Genomic DNA, 2253 nt, shown 5'->3' on the forward strand with positions numbered 1-2253 from the left:
GTACTATTGTGGTCTACAGCCACTTTTTATCAAAATTCACGCCCGCAGCGCTGCCCTTCCTGCGTCGCGCAAATTTAAGCCCCGCCTAAGGCTGCCGCCCCATAGTTGTACCCATCGGCACCGGTGTGTGCCCTCAACGCAAGGAAGCCCATCCATGAAATCTGAAGCATTGAAAAATACCCGGCTTGTCGCTGCACTTCTGGCTGCGGGCGCCATCGGTGGCGCCGGCGTCAGTGCGCTTAATGCTGTGCACCCTGCCGCCACGGCAGCCGTCCCCCCGGCCATCACCGCCGGCACCACAGCCTCGGTGCCCATGGCCCTGCCCGACTTCTCGCAGATCACCGAACGCTACGGCCCGGCGGTCGTCAACATCAGCGTGACCGGCATCACCAAAGTACGAAACGACTCCCCGATGGCACAGGACGACGGCGATGACGACGACACGCCCTCCGGTGATCCGTTCTTCGAATTCTTCAAACGCTTCCAGCAGGGCCCGGGGGCCCGTGGCGGCCGCGGCGGCCAGCAACAGGAAATGCCCACACGCGGCCAGGGTTCGGGCTTCATCGTCAGCCCCGACGGCATCATCCTGACCAACGCCCACGTGGTGCGCGATGCAAAAGAGGTCACCGTCAAGCTGACCGACCGGCGCGAATACCGCGCCAAGGTGCTGGGCGCCGACCCCAAGACCGACGTGGCGGTGCTGCGCATTGACGCCAAAAACCTGCCCGTGGTGACGCTCGGCAAGATCAGCGAGCTCAAGGTCGGCGAATGGGTGCTGGCCATCGRCTCGCCCTTCGGCTTTGAAAACACCGTGACCGCCGGCGTGGTCAGCGCCAAGGGCCGTTCGCTGCCTGACGACAGCGCCGTACCTTTCATCCAGACCGACGTGGCCGTCAACCCGGGCAACTCGGGTGGCCCGCTGTTCAACGCACGCGGCGAAGTCGTGGGCATCAATTCGCAGATCTACACCCGCAGCGGCGGCTACCAGGGCGTGTCTTTCGCCATCCCGGTCGACGTGGCCGTTCGGATCAAGAACCAGATCGTGGCGACCGGCAAGGTCGAGCATGCGCGCCTGGGGGTAGCGGTGCAGGAGGTCAACCAGTCCTTTGCCGACTCCTTCAAGCTGGACAAGCCCGAAGGCGCGCTGGTTTCGAGTGTGGAAAAAGGCGGCCCGGCAGACAAGGCCGGCCTGCAGTCGGGTGACGTGATCCGCGGCGTGAACGGCCAGCCCATCGTGTCCTCGGGCGACTTGCCCGCGCTGATCGGCCTGGCAGCGCCCGGCGACAGCATCCGGCTGGACATCTGGCGGCAGGGCGCCGCCAAGGTGGTCACTGCCAGGCTGGCCAATGCCGACGAGAAGACGGCCCAGGCCGCAGCCAAAAAGGACACGCCCAACCAGGGCAAGCTGGGCCTGGCGCTGCGCCCGCTGCAGCCCGATGAAAAGCAGGAAGCCGGCGTGGACAACGGCCTGGTGGTCCAACAGGCCAGCGGCCCGGCGGCAATGGCCGGGGTGCAGGTTGGCGACGTATTGCTGTCCATCAACGGCGTTCCGGTGAAAAACATCGACCAGGTGCGCGCCACCGTGGCCAAAGCAGAGAAATCCGTGGCGCTTCTGATACAGCGGGGCGACAGCAAAATTTTTGTGCCGGTGAACTTCAGCTGAGCATCCTGACGCAGAGGCTCTCCGCTTTTTGCTGGAGGCCCTCTGAAAATCACACCAGCGGGCTCCAGGCCCGCTTTTTTTTGAGCGGTTTTCGCCCATTTCACGGGACATTTTGTTACATCCAAATCGGCTACGCTTGGCCTCCCGAAGGAGAGGAAAACGTGAGCCCAATAATGAAAAAAGCCGCTTTGGCACTGATCGCGGCTGTCTCGCTGCATGCCCATGCCCTGCAAATCACCAGCCTTTCGCCGCAAGGCGAAGTCGCCCGTGTCAGGCAAATCGTCGCCAAATTTGACGAAGGCGCCGTCAATTTCGGCGATCCCAAGGCGCCTGCCCCGCTGTCACTAAGCTGTAGTGATGCACAGGCCACCAAGGGCTCCGGCCGCTGGATCAATGAACGCGAATGGGCGTTCGAATTTGAAAACGACCTGCCACCTGGCGTGAGTTGTTCGGTGCAGGTGGTCAGCACCTTCAAGTCGCCCAAAAGCCAGCCCGTGGGCGGCAACACTTCCTATAAATTCAATACTGGCGGCCCCTTCATCCAGAACCTCCGTCCCGGCACCTATGAGCGCATCGACGAAGAACAGTAC

General features: G+C 62.8%; 2 protein-coding genes. Both read left to right on the plus strand.

Annotated features, from left to right (window positions below; genetic code table 11):
• Positions 1-154 precede the first annotated feature (154 nt).
• Positions 155-1663: a Do family serine endopeptidase gene (locus AC1D1P_RS21425; protein ID WP_477674359.1), complete on the plus strand. Its 1509-nt coding sequence runs from the start codon at positions 155-157 to the stop codon at positions 1661-1663.
• Between the two features lie 173 nt (positions 1664-1836).
• Positions 1837-2253 (plus strand): hypothetical protein (locus AC1D1P_RS21430; RefSeq protein WP_477674360.1); only part of this gene is annotated, 417 nt, incomplete at its 3' end.

This window comes from Polaromonas sp. P1_E1_2 (assembly GCF_056406035.1).